This window comes from Streptomyces poriferorum, assembly GCF_019399235.1.
GTDB lineage: Bacteria > Actinomycetota > Actinomycetes > Streptomycetales > Streptomycetaceae > Streptomyces > Streptomyces poriferorum.
Genome location: NZ_JAELVH010000002.1, coordinates 23,759 through 38,722 on the forward strand (window position 1 = coordinate 23,759; position 14,964 = coordinate 38,722).

Consider the following 14,964-nt stretch of genomic DNA (forward strand, 5'->3'; position numbering starts at 1 on the left):
TTCGTATACCTCAGTTCCCGCTCGTGACCTGCTGCTGGGCACGCTTCAGAGCGGCCTCGCTGGACTCACCGGTGAGCGCGGACTGGAAGGCGCTCTGCAGGGCCAGCGACACGGACGACCACTGCGCGCCGAGCTTGGCGGTACGCGAACGGGCCGTGGCGACCTGGTCGGCGAGGGCGGCCAGCTCCGGTGCCTTCGTACGCCACACGGCCGCGGCCTTCTCGTTGGCCGGGACCATCCAGCTGTTGATCGCGTAGGTGATCTGCTCCTGCTCGCCCGACATGCAGCCGATGATGCGGGCGGACATCTTCTCCCGCGCCTCGTCACCGGTGTTGGGGACGGTCAGGATTCCCCCGCCCAGCGGGCCCACCGAGTCGTCACCCGCCTTCGGAACGGGGATCTGGGCCATGCCCCAGTTCAGCCCCTTCTTGGCGTTGAGGCTCTCGACCTGCCACGGGCCGTTGATCATCATGGCCGCGTTGCCGGCCATGAACTGGTCGTTCACGTCGGCCTGGGTCCAGTTGACCGTCGACTTGGACAGCGAGCCGTCCTTGAGGAGGGCCTTCCAGTAGTCCAGCGCGCCTGCCACCTGCGGGCTGTCGAGCTTCGTCTCGTCGCCGCCGTTGGACCACATGAACGGGGCGAACTGGAAGACGCCGTCCTCCGCACCGCCCGCGCTGAGCGCGAGACCGTACCGCTTGCCCTGCGTGAGCGTCTTCGCGGTCGCCTGCATCTCGGCCCAGGTGGTGGGCACCTCCAGGCCGGCCTTGGCGAGGGTGTCCTTGTTGTAGAACAGCGCCAGGGTGTTCACGGTGCGCGCCGCCCCGTAGTACTTCCCGTCGTACGAGCCGAAGTTGACGATGCCCTCGGGGATGTCCTTCGTCGTCAGACCGAGGTCCTTCAGCGGGATCAGCCCGCCGGCCTCGGCGAACGTCGGCATCTCCGAGGCGTCCAGCTGGAGCACGTCAGGCAGCGACTTCGAGGACGCCATCCGCAGGGCCTTCGTCATCACCTGCGAGGCGGGGACGCTCTGCTGCTCGATCCTCACCCCGAGCGTCTTGCTGCACCGGGCCAGCGTCTGGGCGTCCCAGCGGTGGTAGGACTCGTCGGTCGACGAGTTCATGACGGTGTACACGTCCGCGTCCCGCTGCTGCCCGCAGCCGGACAGGACGACGCCGCCGACCAGCGCGGAGACGACGGTGAGCGGGACGATGACCCGCCGGTGAGGACGGCGGCGCGGCTGGCGCATGCCGTCCGGAGAAGGTGCTGTCACGATGGTGCCCTTGCGTGAGAGGGGTGCCGGGCCCGGGGGGACCACTGTGTCCCGACGAGGTGGATCCGTCCGCCCGGGCGCGGGTCCGGCAGGCCCACGCCCGGGGAGCAGGGGGTGTCCGACGGCGAAGGTCCGCGCCGGACACCCCCGGTGGGGTCAGCTGACGCCGAGCAGGTGCTCCATGGCGAGCTGGTCGAGCGCCTCGAAGGCCATCGAGCGCTCGGCGGCGCCGTCCACGTCGAAGTCCTCGTACGCGGAACGGTCCGCGAGCAGGGCCTTGACGCCGTCGGCGGCGGTGGGCTGCGCCAGCTCGTCCAGACGGGAGGCGGCCAGCGCCTCCTGGACCGCCGGGTCGGCGCGGAACGCCAGCGCGCGCTCCTTGAGGATCAGGTAGTTGCGCATGCAGTTCTTCGCGGACTCCCACACCCCGTCGATGCCGTCGGTGCGCACCGGCTTGAAGTCGAAGTGCAGCGGGCCCGCGTAGTCCGAGCTCTCCAGCAGGTCGACGAGCCAGAAGGCCTGGCGCAGGTCGCCGGCGCCGAAGCGGAGGTCCTGGTCGTACTTGATGCCGGACTGGCCGTTGAGGTCGATGTGGAAGAGCTTGCCCGCCCACAGGGCCTGCGCGATGCCGTGCGCGAAGTTCAGCCCGGCCATCTGCTCGTGGCCGACCTCGGGGTTCACGCCGTACATCTCCGGGCGCTCCAGGCGCTCGATGAACGCCAGGGCGTGGCCGACCGTCGGGAGCAGGATGTCGCCGCGCGGCTCGTTCGGCTTGGGCTCGATCGCGAACTTCAGGTCGTAGCCCTGGTCCACGACGTACTCGCCGAGCAGGTCGAACGCTTCCTTCATCCGGTCCAGCGCGACGCGCACGTCCTTGGCCCCGCCGGACTCGGCGCCCTCGCGGCCGCCCCAGGCGACATACGTCTCGGCGCCCAGTTCGACGGCGAGGTCGATGTTGCGGACGACCTTGCGCAGCGCGAAGCGGCGGACGTCGCGGTCGTTGGCGGTGAAGCCGCCGTCCTTGAAGACGGGGTGCGTGAAGAGGTTCGTGGTGGCCATGGGGACCTTGAGACCGGTGCGGTCCAGGGCGCCCTTGAAGCGGGACACGATCGCGGCGCGCTCGGAGTCCGAGGACCCGAAGGGGATCAGGTCGTCGTCGTGGAACGTCACACCGTGCGCGCCGAGTTCCGCGAGCCGCTCGACGGACTCGACCGGGTCCAGAGCGGGGCGGGTGGCGTCACCGAAGGGGTCGTTGCCTCGCCAGCCGACGGTCCAGAGCCCGAAGGTGAACCGGTCGGCGGGGGTGGGGGTGAAGCGATTCGACATTCTGCTGCCTCTTCGACATGGCCCGGGCGGCTGCTCTGCCGTCCGACCGATTTGTTTGCTGGCAGTACTAATACGGCATCTTGGCGTTTGTTTCTAGACCACTTCTGTGACACATGCGTCACATAGGGACAACATGGCAGTCTGTCGTGGGGTCTTGCGGCCCAGGCGGGGCGGGGTGTCGGCGGCTTCCGCGTGCGTCGAAGCGCTTCGAAGAATTATTTGTTTTGTGTACGATCAAAATCGGGACCCACAGGAACGAGGTACGACATGCCGTCGCGACCAGCCAGAAACCCGGCCACCGCACCGGTATCGGCCGTCATCGGTGTGGACAGCTCCACCCAGTCCACCAAGGCAGCCGTGGTCGACACCGCCACCGGCCGGCTGCTCGCCGTGGGCCGCGCCCCGCACACCGTGACCGGACAGGGCGGCGCCCGCGAGAGCGACCCCGAGCAGTGGTGGCAGGCCCTGCGCACGGCCGTCGACGTGGCAGTGGCTGCGCGAGAACGAACCGGCCACGGCCGCCGCGACCGCCGCAGTCCGCCTCCCGCACGACTTCCTCACCGAACGGCTGACCGGCGCCGCCGTCACCGACCCCGGCGACGCGTCCGGCACCTGCTGGTACGACCCCGCCACCCAGGGTTACGACCCCGAGCTGCTCGCCCTCACCGGCATCCGAGCGGACATGCTGTCCACGGTCGCCGCCACCGGGGCCACCCGCGCCGGACACCTCACCGCCGATGCCGCCCGCGCCCTCGGCCTGCCCGCCGGTATCCCCGTCGCCGCGGGCACCGGCGACAACATGGCCGCCGCGGTGGGCCTGGGCCTGGGGGCCGAGGGCCTCCTCGACCACCCCGTGGTCAGCCTCGGCACCTCGGGCACGGTCTTCGCCGCCACCCGCAACCGCCCGCACTCCGCGCTCCTCGCCGGATTCGCCGCCACCGACGGCACCCGCCTCCCGCTGGGCTGCACCCTGAACTGCACCCTCGCCGTGGACAAGGTCGCCGAGCTGCTCGGCCTGGACCGCGAGGACGCCGTACCCGGCGGCGAGGCCGTGCTGCTGCCCTTCCTGGACGGCGAGCGCACCCCGGACCTCCCCGCCGCCTCCGGGCTCCTGCACGGCCTGCGGCACGACACGACCCGGCAGCAGATCCTCGGCGCCGCCTACGAGGGCGCGGTCGTGGCCGTCCTGCGCGCCCTGGAGGAACTGCCGCTCGACGCGCCCGACGCGCCGCTGCGCCTGATCGGCGGGGGAGCGAAGGGCACGATGTGGGTGGAGACCGTGCGCCGCCTGTCCGGGCGTGCTGTGATCCTTCCGGACTCCGGCGAGCTCGTCGCCCTGGGCGCGGCCGCCCTCGCCGCGGGCGCCGCCACCGGCCGCGACCCGGTGGCCCTGGCGACGGAGTGGGGCACCGGTGAGGGCCGGAAGCTGCCCGCCGTGCCCCGGGACACGGCCACCTGGGACCGGGTGACCTCGGTCCTTGACCGGGCCGCACCGGCACTCCTGACGACGCACCCCTGAACGACGCCCCCTGACGACGTACCCCGCACGCCCCCCGTACCACCGCTTAAGGAAGACCCCCCATGAAGTTCACCGACGGCTTCTGGCAGATGCGAGACGGTGTGAACGCCTCGTACGCCACCGAAATCCGCGACCTGCGTCTCGATGCCGACCGCCTCACCGCCCACGCCGCCGTCAAGCGCGTGACGCGGCGCGGGGACACCCTCAACGCCCCCCTGATCACGGTGGAGGCGTACGCCGCCGCCGAGGGCGTCATCGGCGTCCGCGTCACCCACCTCTCGGGGAAGCGCCGCCCCGGCCCGGACTTCGTCCTCCCCGGCGCGACCGGGGACACCACGGCCACCACCCGCGAAGACGGCCCCGCCGCCGAACTCACCAGCGGCCCGCTCACGCTCCGCCTGCCCACCGAGGGCGGCTTCGGCCTGGAGTTCCTGGACGCGGACGGCCGCGTGCTGACCTCCGCCGGGCGCAAGGGCACCGCCTTCGCCACCGTCCAGGACGGCGGCCACCACATGTTCGCCCAGCTCGCCATCGGCGTCGGCGAGACGATCCACGGCCTCGGCGAGCGGTTCACCCCGTACGTCAAGAACGGCCAGGTCGTCGACATGTGGCAGGCGGACGGCGGCACCAGCAGCGAACAGGCGTACAAGAACGTCCCGTTCTACCTCTCCTCGCGCGGCTACGGCGTCTTCGTCAACCACCCCGGCAAGGTCTCCTTCGAGGTTGGCTCCGAAGCCGTGGGCCAGGTGCAGTTCAGCGTCGAGGACCAGACGATGGAGTACTTCGTCGTCGCCGGACCCACGCCCAAGGACGTCCTCACCCGCTACACCGCGCTCACCGGCCGTCCGGCCCTGCCGCCGGCCTGGTCGTTCGGTCTCTGGCTGACCACCTCGTTCACCACCAACTACGACGAGGCGACCGTCACCTCGTTCGTGGACGGCATGTCCGAGCGCGGCATCCCGCTCTCCGTCTTCCACTTCGACTGCTTCTGGATGCGCGAGTACCAGTGGTGCGACTTCGAATGGGACCCGCAGACCTTCCCCGACCCGGAGGGCATGCTCGCCCGGCTCAAGGACAAGGGCCTGAAGATCTGCGTCTGGATCAACCCGTACATCGCGCAGAAGAGCGCCCTGTACGCGGAGGGCGCGGAGAAGGGCTACTTCGTCCTCACGCCCGAGGGCGACATCTGGCAGTGGGACAAGTGGCAGGCCGGCATGGCGCTGGTCGACTTCACCAACCCCGAGGCCACCGCGTGGTTCCAGGCCAAGCTGAAGACCCTCCTCGACCAGGGCGTCGACGGCTTCAAGACGGACTTCGGCGAGCGCATCCCCACCGACGTCGTCTGGCACGACGGCTCCGACCCGGAGCGGATGCACAACTACTACACGCACCTGTACAACAAGGCCGTCTTCGAGCTCCTGGAGAAGGAACGCGGAGCGGGCGAGGCCGTCCTCTTCGCGCGCTCCGCCACCGCCGGCGGCCAGCAGTTCCCGGTCCACTGGGGCGGCGACTGCTGGTCCTCGTTCGAGGCGATGGCCGAGTCCCTGCGAGGCGGCCTCTCCCTGTCCCTGTCCGGCTTCGGCTTCTGGAGCCACGACATCGGCGGTTTCGAGGGCACGCCCGACCCGGGGGTCTTCAAGCGCTGGCTCGCCTTCGGCCTGCTCTCCTCGCACAGCCGCCTGCACGGCTCCTCCTCGTACCGCGTGCCGTGGGAGTTCGGCGACGAGGCCGTCGCGGTCGCCAAGCAGTTCACCGAACTCAAGCACCGCCTCATGCCGTACCTGTACGGAGCCGCCGTCGAGGCCCACCGCACCGGCGTCCCCACCATGCGCCCGATGCTGCTGGAGTTCCCCGACGACCCGGCCACCCGCACGGTGGACCGCCAGTACCTGCTGGGCGCCGACCTCCTCGTGGCGCCGGTCTTCAGCGAGGACGGCCAGGTCGAGTACTACGTCCCCGAGGGCACCTGGACCCACTTCCTGACCGGCGAGACCGTCACCGGCCCCGCCTGGCACCACGGCACCCACGGCTTCGACAGCCTCCCGCTGCTGGTCCGCCCCGGCGCGGTCCTGCCGCTGGGCGCGGACGCCTCCCGACCCGACGGGGACTGGACGCAGAACCTGGAGCTGCGCGTGTACGCCCCCGAGGGCCTCGGCGACTTCACCCGCACGGTGACGGTCCCCGACCTCACGGGTGCCCCGGCCGCCACGTACGAACTGGTCCGAGAAGGCGGCACGCTCCGCGTCACGGCCGACACGGACCGGCCGTACGAGGTCGTGGTCGTCGGCGACGCGGCACTCGAGGTCGTCAAGGGCTGAGAAAGAGACCGCCCCCTCCGTTCGCGGCGCCGGGCGCGCCCGGGCGGAGGGGCCGGCCGCGGGACGCGTGGAGGCGTACCGCAGAGTCCTGCTGCTCCGACCGGGCGGTGCCGTTCACGCGGTGCCGTCCTCGGTGCCGAGTGCGGAGAGCCGGGCGAACTGGTCTTCGGACAGCTGCAGCTGCAGAGCGGCCAGGTTCTCTTCGAGGTGCTGCGGGGAGGAGGTGCCGGGGATCGGTACCAGGGTCGGCGAGCGGTGCAGAAGCCAGGCCAGGGCCGTCTGGGCGGGCGTTGCGCCAAGTTCGCCCGCCACAGCGGCCACCGGGCTCTGCGGTCCTGCGTGGCCGCCCATGGCGACAGGGAAGAACGGCAGGAAGACGATGCCGAGTTCGGCGGTGAGGTCGACCACCGCCTCGTTCTGCCGGGCGGTCAGGTTGTAGAGGTTGTTCACCGCGGCGATCGGAGTGATGGCCACGGCCTCGCGCAACTGCCCGGCGGAGACCTCGGAGAGCCCGATGTGCCGGACCTTCCCCTCGTCCTGCAACTGCCTCAGCGCGCCCAACTGGTCGGCCAGCGGGTACGCCGGGTCGATCCGGTGCAGCTGGAGCAGATCGATGCGCTCCACCCGCAGTCGGCGCAGGCTCAGTTCGGCCTGCTGACGCAGGTACGCGGGGTGCCCCAGGGGCACCCACTCGGCGGGTCCCGGCCGCACCACACCGGCCTTGGTGGCCACGGCCACCCCGTCGTACGGGTGCAGGGCCTCGGCGATCAGCTCCTCGCCCGCGCCCAGGGCGTAGGCGTCGGCGGTGTCGATCAGGTCGACGCCCTGCTCAACTGCCCGGCGAAGTTGCGCAATTGCTGCGGCCCGGTCGGTGGGGGCCCGCCAGATGGCGGCGGCTGCGGGGTCGGAGCCGGGGGCTGCGGGTCCGTCGGCCAGACGCATGGCGCCGTAGCCGATCCGGCGGACGGTCAGGTCGCCGCCCAGGTCGAAGGTGGCCTTGATGAGGGTGGGGCTCTCGTTCGTCATGGCTGCGACGCTACGATCTGACACCGATGTGAGATACAAGCATATGTGAGGGGGGTCACATGAAGATCGGAGATCTCGCCCGGGAGACCGGGGTCAGCCCGCGGCTGCTGCGCTACTACGAGGAGCAGGGACTGCTCGCTTCGGAGCGCCCTTCCGGGGGCCACCGCAGATACGGTCCGGACGCACCGGAGACCGTGCGACGGATCCGCCACCTGCTGGCGGCCGGCCTGCCGACGGCGGTGATCCGCGAGGTGCTGCCCTGCGTGGAGGGCACGGGGCCGGACGACGCACCTGCATTGGCCGCCTGCACCTGGGACTACTTGCGCGGGCAGCTGGCCGGCGTGAATGAGCGGATCACCGACCTGGAGCGCAGCCGCGCCTCGCTGGTCGCCCTGCTGGACCTCAGCGAGCGCACGGCGGTCTGAGACGCGGCCGGATCCTGTCCCGCTCTCATCGCCGACGGCCACAGCCCTCGGCCGGTGTTCCGGAAAGGCGTTGACGGGTGGATCCCCGCTGAGGTCGTATGTCCGGTGGCCAGGGAGACCTCTTGATCCGGAAGGTGCCGATGAGCGCGGGCAGCATGCACGCCGACGAGCCCGAGACCGACGACGCCCTGGTCCGCCGGCTGATCACCGCGCAGTTCCCGCACTGGTCCGGCCTCCGCGTCGAGCGCGTCGGTGCCGCCGGTACCGCCAACGCGATGTACCGGCTCGGCGCGGACCTGGTCGTGCGGCTTCCCCGTACAGCGGGCTCGGCCGACGACACCGCCAAGGAGCAACACTGGCTGCCGCGCCTCGCGTCCTCGCTCCCGGTCGCGATCCCCGCACCGCTGGGCGCGGGCGTTCCCGGCGAGGGCTACCCCCACCCCTGGTCCGTCTACGGCTGGCTCGACGGGAGCTGCCCGGCGGTCGGCGACACGGCCGAAGCCGTCCCGCTCGCCCGGGACCTGGCCCGCTTCGTCACCGCGCTCCACCGCGTCGACCCCACCGGCGGGCCCCCGTCCTACCGCAGCGAGCCCCTGGCCGCCCGGGACCGCGCAGTCCGCAAGGCCCTCGCGGACCTGACCACCGAGATCGACACCGCGGCGGCCGCCGAGATCTGGCAGACGGCCCTGCGCGTACCCGCACCGGCCGGTCCTCCCGTCTGGATCCACGCCGACCTGCAACCCGGGAACATGCTGACGGCCGACGGCCGGCTCACCGCCGTCATCGACTTCGGCTGCCTCGGCCTGGGCGACGCCGCCGTCGACCTGATCGCAGCCTGGTACGTGCTGCCCGCCGCGGCGCGCGACACCTTCCGCACCGCGGTCGAGGCGGACGACGCCGCCTGGGCGCGGGGCATCGGCTGGGCGCTGTCGATCGCGCTGATGGAGCTCCAGTACTACCGGGAGACCAACGCGTTCATGGCCGACACCGCACGGCACGTCATCGCGGAGATCCTCGCCGATCAGCGGCAGCGGGCGTAGCGGCATCCGGTCACTTCCGGGCGCGCCCGCCCGCCTCACCAAGGCAAGGAATGCGATCGTGGACCAGCGGGTTCGCACCATCGACAGCACGTGAGCGGTAACAGCACTGAGAGCGGATGGCCTTCACATGGGCGAGTTGATCCTGATCCGGCACGGCGAGACCGAGTGGTCCCGGAACGGACAGCACACGAGCCACACCGACCTGCCCCTGACGCCCCTCGGTGAACGTCAGGCCCGTGCCCTCGCCCCCCTGCTCGCCGACCGCGACATCGCCCTCACCCTGGTCAGCCCGTCGGTACGGGCCCGGCGAACCGCCGAGCTCGCGGGGCTTGCCGCGCCCCGCATCACCCCTGAGCTGCGCGAGTGGGACTACGGCGGCTACGAGGGCATCACCACCCGGGAGATCCACCGCACCCGCCCCGACTGGAACCTCTGGAGCGACGGCGTCACGCCGGGCCCCGAGGCCCACCCGGGCGAAACCCCCGCAGCGGTCGGCGAACGGGCCGACCGGATCCTGGCCGAGGTCAGGGAAGCCGCAGGACGGGCCGGTGACGAGGACATCGCCCTCGTCGCCCACTCCCACTTCCTGCGCGTCCTGACGGCCCGCTACCTGGGCCTGACCCCGGCGGAGGGCACGCTCTTCCAGCTCGCCACGGGCGCTGTGTCCCGGCTCGGCAGGGAGCACGGCCAGCCGGTCATCACGGCGTGGAACGTGACTCTGCCGGAGAGTCTGTTTCCCACGGCCGTTCCGGAGACCCCGGAACACGTCTGAGCGCGACTCAGAGAGAGCCGTCCCCGAGGGCAGCGACGAAGGGCGCCCAGCGCTCCCGCGCGAAGGCGAGCGCCGGCCCCTCGGGGCCGGTCTTGCTGTCGCGTACGGGGACGATGCCGGGGACGTTGTCGGCTACCTCGACGCACTCGCCGCCGTCGCCGTTGCTGTACGACGACGTGCGCCAGACGGCCGTGCTCAGGTCAGGTGTGGTGCTCATGGCGTCGCGAACTCCTTCGCCGCCGAGACGATCCTTTGCAGGGATGCCTCCGGCGACAGCGCGGCAGCCCTGGCCAGATCGTATGCGGAGCGGAACTGCTCCACCAGCAGTGGTTCTTCCACGAGTTGGCCGCTGTAGGCGCCTTCCGTGTACACGACGGTGGGAGCGTCGGTGAACTGCATCAGCGTCATCGACCCGTGCAGAAAGGGATGCGCACCGGCGGAGAACGGAAGCACTTGAGTGACGATGCGTGGGCGGGAGTCCGTCTGTTCGGCCAGGTGCGAGAGTTGCTCGGCCATCACAGCGTTGCCGCCCACCGGCAGAAGCAGGGCCGCTTCGTGAAGGACCACCCAAAGCACGGGCGCGGTAGGTGAGTCGAGAAGACTCGTACGCTCCATGCGCGTGCGGACGTGTCCCTCGATGACATCCGTGGCGGCGAAGGGATGAGCGGCCCGGGTGAGCGCCCGCGCGTACGACTCGGTCTGCAGGAGTCCGAGGACGAGCATGGATGTGTAGCTCCCGATGGACGATGCCTGCAATTGCAGTTCCGCCGCGTCCGCGAAGTACCCCGCCACCTTCGACGTCCGCGCCAGCCGGCACAGCCGCTGCAAATGCTCGCCGCTACCCAGCAACTCGTCGAGGGACCGGGAGAGTTCGAGCTGTGGGCGCCGTTCCCCCGCCTCGAACAGCCCGATGTACGTGCCGGAGCAGAACGCCCGGGAGCCCAGCTCGCCCTGGGACAGTCCGGCCGCCTCGCGCAGGCGGCGTAACTCGGCACCGTAGAAGGCGCGGGGATCGGTGTACGGGTCCAGGTCCTTCGGCTGCGGCATGGCACGGAACGTAGCGGCTGCCCATGGCCGCGTACCCACTGATCGACGCAGATCCACCCGCACGTGAGAACCACGACCGGCCGGCACCCCGCAAGGAGGTACCGGCCGGTCGTTCAACAGGAGCTCGGGAGCTCAGGAGATCAGCTCGACCTCCGCGAGCGTCGACTCACCGCTGAGCACCAGCCGGTAGTGCGCGTACGAACCGCGCGCGTTCACCGTGAAGGCCCTCGTCTGCTTGTCCCAGGCGAACGACTGGCCGGACCGCTTGTCGAGGTCCTTCCACGTCGTGCCGTCCGACGAGCCCTGCAGCACCCAGCCGCTCGGCGCCTTGGCGGCCTCGCCCGACGTCAGCGTGTACTGGACCGCGTCCGTCGCCGACGGGACCGGCAGCTCCACCGTGGAGACGGCGGCCGTCGTGGCCGAGGTGTTGTCGAACAGTGCGCCCTCGCCCTTCAGGACGTCCTTCTTCGGCGTCGGCACCTTGTCGTCCTTGGTGATGGAGACCGGGGCGGCGTCCTTGCCGGTGCCCCAGGCCGACGGCTTCGAGCCCATGTCGAACTCCAGCACGCCGCCCTTGGCCAGCAGGTCGTGCGGCAGCGAGGTGGAGGTCCACTTCTTGCCGTTGACCTTCAGGCCCTGCACGTAGATGTTCTTCGCGCTGTTCTTCGGCGCCTTGACGACCAGGTCGTGGCCGTTCTCCAGGTGCACGGTGGTCTTGGTGAAGAGCGGCGAGCCGATCGCGTACTCGCCACTGGCCATGACCAGCGGGTAGAAGCCGAGGGAGGAGAAGAGGAACCAGGCCGACTGCTCGCCGTTGTCCTCGTCGCCGTGGTACCCCTGGCCGATCTCGCTGCCCGTGTACAGGCGGCTCAGGACCTCGCGGACCTTCTCCTGCGTCTTGTACGGCTGCGAGGCCGCGTCGTACATGTACGTGACGTGGTGCGCGACCTGGTTGCTGTGGCCGTACTGGCCCATCCGTACGTCACGGGCCTCCGTCATCTCGTGGATGACGCCGCCGTACGAGCCGACGAACTCGGGGCCCGCCGTCTCGGGGGTGGAGAAGTACGTGTCCAGCTTCTTGGCCAGACCGTCCCGGCCGCCGTACAGGTTGGCGAGGCCCTTGCTGTCCTGCGGAGCGGTGAAGGCGTAGCCCCAGCCGTTGGTCTCCGTGTAGTCGTAGCCCCAGACCCGCGGGTCGTACTGGTCGGACGGGAGCCGCCAGTCACCCTTGGCGTCCTTGCCCTGGAAGAAGCCCGCCTTGTCGTCGAAGAGCTCGACGTAGTTGCGGGCCCGGTTCAGGAAGTACTCGGACTCGTCCTTGTAGTGCTGCTTGTGCGTCTTCTTGTAGAGGGCCTGGCCCATCTGCGCGATGCCGTAGTCGTTGAGGTAGCCCTCCAGCGACCAGGACAGGCCCTCGTGGGTGGAGGTGTTGGCGTACCCGGCGAACGGGGACGTCTCCATGCCCTTGCGGCCGACGCCCGAGGACGGCGGGACGACCGTGGCGTTCTTCAGCGCGGCGTCGTAAGCGGCCTCCGCGTCGAAGTCCACGCCCTTGACGTACGCGTCCGCGAACGCGACGTCCGAGGAGGTGCCCGTCATCAGGTCCGAGTAGCCGGGGGAGGACCAGCGGGAGATCCAGCCACCGTCCTTGTACTGCTGGACGAAGCCGTCGACCATCTCGCCGGCCTTCTTCGGCGTGAGGAAGGAGTACGCCGGCCACGTCGTCCGGTAGGTGTCCCAGAAGCCGTTGTTGACGTACACCTTGCCGTCGACGATCTTCGCGCCGGTGTGCGTCGGGGTGTCCGAGCCGACCTGCGGGGAGAACGGGGAGGCGTACTTGTCCTTCTCCCCGACCTTCTCGAAGCCCGAGTTCGGGTAGAGGTACAGCCGGTACATGCTGGAGTACAGCGTGGTCAGCTGGTCGGCGGACGCGCCCTCGACCTCGACCTTGCCCAGCAGGTCGTCCCAGGCGTCCTGGGCCTTGCCCTCGACCCGGTCGAAGGAGCGCGAGGCGGGGATCTCGGCGGCGAGGTTCTGCTTCGCCTGGTCGATGCTGATCAGCGAGGTAGCCAGCCGCAGGTTGACGGTGCGGTCCTTGCCCGCGTCGAAGCGCAGGTAACCCGTGACGTCGTCACCGCCGCCGCCGGAGAGCTTGCCGCTGCCGGTGACGGGGGCGTCGAAGACGCCGTATACGAAGAGCCTGGTGGCTCCGGTCGAGCCGCCGCTCTTCACGTCGGAGAAGCCCGTGAAGGAGCTCGTCCCCGGGTCCAGGGTCAGACCGCCGTCGTTGGAGACGTTGTCGAAGACCATGCTCGCGTCCTTGCCCGGATACGTGAACCGCATCCGTGCCGCGTGGTCGGTCGGCGTCATCTCGGCCTTGAGACCGTTCTCGAACGTCACCCCGTAGTAGTGGGGCCTCGCCGTCTCGTTCTCGTGCTTGAACGGCAGCGCGCGGGCCGTGCGCGAGGCGTCCGGGGTGCCGGAGGCCGCCGACGGCATCAGCTGGAAGGTCTGCCGGTCGCCCATCCAGGGGCTCGGCTCGTGGCTGGCGCTGAAGGCCTGCAGCGTGGGCAGGTTGTCGTCGTTGTTGCCGCGCGCGTAGTCGTACAGCCAACTGGTCGATCCGGCGTTGGTGACCGGCGTCCAGAAGTTGAAGCCATTGGGGACCGCGGTGGCGGGGAAGTTGTTGCCCCGCGAGAAGCCGCCGCTGGAGTTGGTGCCGCGGACGGTCGAGGCGTAGTCCGAGAGGTGCTTCTTGCGCTTCTCGGGCGCCTTCGGGGCGATCTTGACGTCGTCGATCCAGCCCTGGAACTTCGACGGGCCCTTGGGGGAGTCGTACGCGACGAGGATCCGGTCGACGGTCTTGCCGGCCGCGACCGTGCCGATCCGCGCGTCGACCTTGTTCCACTGGTTGACGTACAGCCGCTTGGCGTCGGCCTGGCCGCCGGGGGTCAGCAGCCCGCCGTTGGTGTCGGTGGCGCGCAGGTCGCTCAGGTAGGTGCCGTCCGTGAACGCGAGGTCCACCGCGACGTGCGTGGCCGGGTAGGACAGGTCCGTCTCGCCCATCTGGGGGTACACCAGGTAGGAAAGTTCGGTGTCCCGGGTGACGGCCGTGTTGACGTCGAAGATCTTGTTGTACGAGTACGCCCGGCCGTCGGCCTTGTGCGTGCCCGCGTACCGCAGCGCCTTCTTTCCGGTGAAGCCCGCGCCGGCCTTGGCGGTGGGGGAGCCGGACGGGCCGCGGTCGATCTGGCTGCGCATGTCGTCGGGGGCGGGGGCGGAGGTGTCCCCGTCGGAGAACTGGACGTCGGCGAGCTGGGTCGCGTCCGGAGCGCCGTTGTTCTTCGTGATGTCCAGGCGGAAGTGCTGGTAGGCCTTGTCCGACGTGAAGTCGTACGACTTGGTCTGGAAGCGCTCGCTGAAGGTCTGGCCGGTCCGGGTGTCCAGGTCGGTCCAGGTCTTGCCGTCCTCGGAGCCCTGAAGGGTCCAGTCCTTCGGGTCCCGCTCGTCGTGGTCGTCGGCCGAGGTCAGCGCGTACGTCACGACCTTGACCGGCTCGACCAGGTCGAACTCGGCCCAGGCGGTGGGCTCGAACGACAGCCACTTCGTACCGGATTCGCCGTCGACGAGGTTTTCCTTCACCTCGCCGCCGCCGGAGTTCTCGTCGCTGGCGCGGACATCTGTCACCTTGTCGGTCACATTGCCCGGTATTCCGGCGGAGAAGCCGCCATCGATACCCGATGCCCGCTTCTTTCCGTCGGGGCCTTCTTCCACGGTATTACGCCAGTCCGGCTGCTTTTCGTCCGCCTCGAAGGACGAGCTGAAGGTCCGGTCACCGGCGGCCTTCTGGCCCTTCGCGCCCGCGCCGGCCGAGGTGGCGGCGGCCGCTGTGGGGGCGGTCACGAGCAGGACGAGTGAGGCCGCTATCAGCGCGGCCGTGCTGCTTTGTCTCTTGCGAGAACCATGTCGGGGCTGCATGCCGAGCCATTCCTCCCGAGGAAGTGCGCTTGGACAACGTTGTCATAGGGGGGCGCAGGAACCAGTAGGGAGTGAAGTGGCGGTTGGTGTCAAGGGTGTTGGATCAGAGCCGGTGTTCGAATCGACCGGAATGCGGAAATCGTTACATCCGAAGGAGGCCGTGCGGTGCCGAGGTATCCGCGAGGTCTCAACTCGGGAAAGACTGCCGTCCAAACCTGCATTCGATCTTGCTCAGTTGGC

The 14,964-nt window shown here is 70.0% G+C and carries 10 protein-coding genes and 1 pseudogene; 5 read left to right on the forward strand and 6 right to left on the reverse strand.

Annotation, left to right across the window (positions count from 1 at the left end; all coding sequences use genetic code 11):
- Window positions 1–10: 10 nt before the first annotated feature.
- Window positions 11–1,249 carry a sugar ABC transporter substrate-binding protein gene (locus tag JGS39_RS00470; protein ID WP_219566592.1) on the reverse strand — a complete coding sequence of 413 codons (1,239 nt, stop codon included), beginning with the start codon at window positions 1,247–1,249 and terminating at the stop codon, window positions 11–13.
- A gap of 180 nt (window positions 1,250–1,429) precedes the next feature.
- Window positions 1,430–2,599, reverse strand: coding sequence for a xylose isomerase (gene xylA / locus JGS39_RS00475; protein ID WP_219566467.1), 1,170 nt, complete (start codon window positions 2,597–2,599; stop codon window positions 1,430–1,432).
- Between the two features lie 267 nt (window positions 2,600–2,866).
- On the opposite strand from xylA, the pseudogene JGS39_RS00480 reads away from it, so the two are divergent.
- Window positions 2,867–4,118 (forward strand): annotated as a pseudogene (locus tag JGS39_RS00480) (FGGY family carbohydrate kinase).
- A gap of 62 nt (window positions 4,119–4,180) precedes the next feature.
- Complete coding sequence (gene yicI / locus JGS39_RS00485) at window positions 4,181–6,436, forward strand: alpha-xylosidase (RefSeq protein WP_219566469.1); 2,256 nt, start codon at window positions 4,181–4,183, stop codon at window positions 6,434–6,436.
- A 114-nt stretch (window positions 6,437–6,550) separates the two neighbouring features.
- Here the strand turns inward: yicI and JGS39_RS00490 are convergent, their stop codons facing one another.
- Window positions 6,551–7,462 carry an aldo/keto reductase gene (locus JGS39_RS00490; protein ID WP_219566470.1) on the reverse strand — a complete coding sequence of 304 codons (912 nt, stop codon included), beginning with the start codon at window positions 7,460–7,462 and terminating at the stop codon, window positions 6,551–6,553.
- Window positions 7,463–7,521: 59 nt separating this feature from the next.
- On the opposite strand from JGS39_RS00490, the gene JGS39_RS00495 reads away from it, so the two are divergent.
- From JGS39_RS00495 to JGS39_RS00505, 3 genes are all read left to right on the forward strand, one after another.
- Complete coding sequence (locus tag JGS39_RS00495; RefSeq protein WP_219566471.1) at window positions 7,522–7,887, forward strand: MerR family transcriptional regulator; 366 nt, start codon at window positions 7,522–7,524, stop codon at window positions 7,885–7,887.
- Window positions 7,888–8,027: 140 nt separating this feature from the next.
- Window positions 8,028–8,927 (forward strand): aminoglycoside phosphotransferase family protein, encoded by a 900-nt coding sequence (locus JGS39_RS00500; protein ID WP_219566473.1) that lies wholly within the window; start codon window positions 8,028–8,030, stop codon window positions 8,925–8,927.
- Between the two features lie 127 nt (window positions 8,928–9,054).
- A complete protein-coding gene (locus tag JGS39_RS00505) occupies window positions 9,055–9,699 on the forward strand; it encodes a histidine phosphatase family protein (RefSeq protein ID WP_219566474.1) in 645 nt (214 codons plus the stop codon).
- Window positions 9,700–9,706: 7 nt separating this feature from the next.
- Here JGS39_RS00505 and JGS39_RS00510 read toward each other — a convergent pair whose 3' ends face one another.
- From JGS39_RS00510 to JGS39_RS00520, 3 genes are all read right to left on the reverse strand, one after another.
- The gene (locus tag JGS39_RS00510) at window positions 9,707–9,916 is read right to left on the reverse strand and encodes a DUF397 domain-containing protein (RefSeq protein ID WP_219566475.1); all 210 of its coding nucleotides are present in this window, start codon (window positions 9,914–9,916) and stop codon (window positions 9,707–9,709) included.
- On the reverse strand, window positions 9,913–10,746 hold the full coding sequence (locus JGS39_RS00515; RefSeq protein WP_219566477.1) for a helix-turn-helix domain-containing protein: 834 nt from the start codon (window positions 10,744–10,746) through the stop codon (window positions 9,913–9,915). The genes JGS39_RS00510 and JGS39_RS00515 overlap by 4 nt, the downstream gene beginning before the upstream one ends.
- A 132-nt stretch (window positions 10,747–10,878) precedes the next feature.
- Window positions 10,879–14,724 carry a GH92 family glycosyl hydrolase gene (locus JGS39_RS00520; RefSeq protein ID WP_219566479.1) on the reverse strand — a complete coding sequence of 1,282 codons (3,846 nt, stop codon included), beginning with the start codon at window positions 14,722–14,724 and terminating at the stop codon, window positions 10,879–10,881.
- Window positions 14,725–14,964 lie beyond the last annotated feature (240 nt).

Coding starts and splice junctions, on each gene's coding strand:
- JGS39_RS00510 (WP_219566475.1), bottom strand. CDS start 9,916: ATGAGCACCACACCTGACCTGAGCACGGCCGTCTGGCGCACGTCGTCG.
- JGS39_RS00505 (WP_219566474.1), top strand. CDS start 9,055: ATGGGCGAGTTGATCCTGATCCGGCACGGCGAGACCGAGTGGTCCCGG.
- xylA (WP_219566467.1), bottom strand. CDS start 2,599: ATGTCGAATCGCTTCACCCCCACCCCCGCCGACCGGTTCACCTTCGGG.
- JGS39_RS00520 (WP_219566479.1), bottom strand. CDS start 14,724: ATGCAGCCCCGACATGGTTCTCGCAAGAGACAAAGCAGCACGGCCGCG.
- JGS39_RS00495 (WP_219566471.1), top strand. CDS start 7,522: ATGAAGATCGGAGATCTCGCCCGGGAGACCGGGGTCAGCCCGCGGCTG.
- JGS39_RS00515 (WP_219566477.1), bottom strand. CDS start 10,746: ATGCCGCAGCCGAAGGACCTGGACCCGTACACCGATCCCCGCGCCTTC.
- JGS39_RS00470 (WP_219566592.1), bottom strand. CDS start 1,249: ATGCGCCAGCCGCGCCGCCGTCCTCACCGGCGGGTCATCGTCCCGCTC.
- JGS39_RS00490 (WP_219566470.1), bottom strand. CDS start 7,462: ATGACGAACGAGAGCCCCACCCTCATCAAGGCCACCTTCGACCTGGGC.
- JGS39_RS00500 (WP_219566473.1), top strand. CDS start 8,028: ATGAGCGCGGGCAGCATGCACGCCGACGAGCCCGAGACCGACGACGCC.
- yicI (WP_219566469.1), top strand. CDS start 4,181: ATGAAGTTCACCGACGGCTTCTGGCAGATGCGAGACGGTGTGAACGCC.